Below are 1,929 nucleotides of genomic sequence, written 5' to 3' on the forward strand. Positions count from 1 at the left end.
GTTTATTCCAGTTCGAAGAACTTTTCTTTCTTCTAGAAAGGATACACTGTGCTCTTGCTAACTTCTCTTCTAATGTACGAAAGAATTTATGGTTCTTGTATGTTGTACCATCAGAAAGAATGGCAAAATCTTTTAATCCAACGTCAATTCCACAAGTGGATTCCGTTTTAGGCATTTCTTGTACCTCTGTTTCGACGAGGATAGATACAAAGTATTTACCACTTGGGTTACGGCGAATCGTTGCATTTAGAATACGACCTTCTACTTCACGACTTTTGGCAAAGCGAACAAGGCCAAGTTTCGGCAATTTCATTTTGTTGCCTACAATTGAAATGTTTCCGTTCGTTTGCTTAGTTGTGTAGGATTGAATCTTATTCTTTTTAGACTTGAAACGTGGAATATCATTTTGTTTCTTGAAAAAACGTGAAAAAGCATCTGTGAGTTTTTTTAATGTGGATTGAAGAGCAATACTATCTACTTCCTTTAACCAGATTGTACCTTGCTTCTTTTTTAATTGAGTGAGCTCGGCAGAGCAAGAAGGATAGGTTAATCCTTTTCCTGTTTCTTTATAGGTGTTATTCTATAGAGCAAGAAAATGGTTAAATACAAAGCGACTGCAACCAATCGTTTTAGCAATTACTATTTCTTGTTTCTTATTTGGGTAGATACGAAATTTATATGCTTTATTTACTAACATAGGTTGCACCTCACTTTGTTATAGGATATCTACAGTATACAAAAAAACGTAGGCTTACGCATAACTGACATTCATCTCCCACCTCCCGTTGGGCTAGCGCCCTTCACACCCTTGAGGAAGGAGTATTCCGTCAGAAAACGATAAAAAACATCTTAGAATTCAAATTTAACAGGTCTTAAAAAAAGTTCTTCTAATGTATCTTTTGCATCTTTACTTTCAAACAAAATCTCATATAAAGCGTTACTAATTGGAAGTTCAACATCATATTGTTTAGATAGTTCTTTCAATGCTTTTACTGTTGAAACTCCTTCTGCCAATTTTTCAAACTTTTGACCTAAGACAAACGCTTCTCCGAATTTTCGATTATGACTATGTAATGAGAACAATGTTGCCTCATAATCTCCTAAATGACTCAATCCATATATCGTTAGATTATTTCCTCCCATAGCTGTAACCAAACGTGAAAGTTCCCTGGTCCCTCTAGCCATTAGTGAACCTTTCAAACTGCTGTAATTCAATCCATCCAACATTCCTGCGGCGATTCCCATAACATTTTTTGTAGCAGCTCCTATTTCATTGCCAATCAAATCTTGTCCGTAGTAAAACCTTATTAAATCACTATTAAACTCTTGTACAATCTTCTTAGTGATACCAATATTCTCAGATCCAATCACCATACAATTCGGAATGTCATTCACAAAATCCTGTACATGCCCAGGTCCTACCCAAACAGCTATATTGGTATTTTTTCCAACGATTTCACCAAATACTCGAGAAAGCCTCTTTCCACTTGTTGCTTCAAGTCCTTTCATACATAAGACGAAGGTTTTTCCTTGTATTTCATTAATTAAGTTTAATTGATTAGCAAATGAACGTAATTCCTGTGCACTAATCGATATAATAATAATCTCCGCAAATGAAATTGCTTTATGTAGAGAATTACTTAGCTCGATATCTTCTGAGAGCTTAAGATAATCATTCTTTCTTGTTTCATTTAATTCAATGTAATTTCTTGAGGTTTCTCTCCCCCACAACACTACATTATGACCAACTTTGTTAGCATACCAAGCTATAAAAGTACCCCAACGTCCACAACCAAGAACTGAAATATTCAATAATCTCACCTTTGTCTTTATAAATTTTTTACTATGTTTTCCTTTACATGAATGGTTTTACTTATATTGTTCAATATTGGATAAACATTAACAAATATCCTTCATCTTGTGCAACTA

At 34.6% G+C, this 1,929-nt stretch carries 1 protein-coding gene and 1 pseudogene; both read right to left on the reverse strand.

The features are described from left to right. Positions 1–697: pseudogene (locus VK90_RS30050) on the reverse strand (RNA-guided endonuclease TnpB family protein); the annotation flags it as partial. Between the two features lie 152 nt (positions 698–849). Beyond that, positions 850–1,821, reverse strand: a complete 972-nt coding sequence (locus VK90_RS27420; RefSeq protein ID WP_231595974.1) for an NAD(P)H-dependent glycerol-3-phosphate dehydrogenase — start codon at positions 1,819–1,821, stop codon at positions 850–852. Positions 1,822–1,929 lie beyond the last annotated feature (108 nt).

Origin of the sequence: Bacillus sp. LK2 (assembly GCF_001043575.1) — a bacterium.
GTDB lineage: Bacteria > Bacillota > Bacilli > Bacillales > Bacillaceae_G > Bacillus_A > Bacillus_A paramycoides.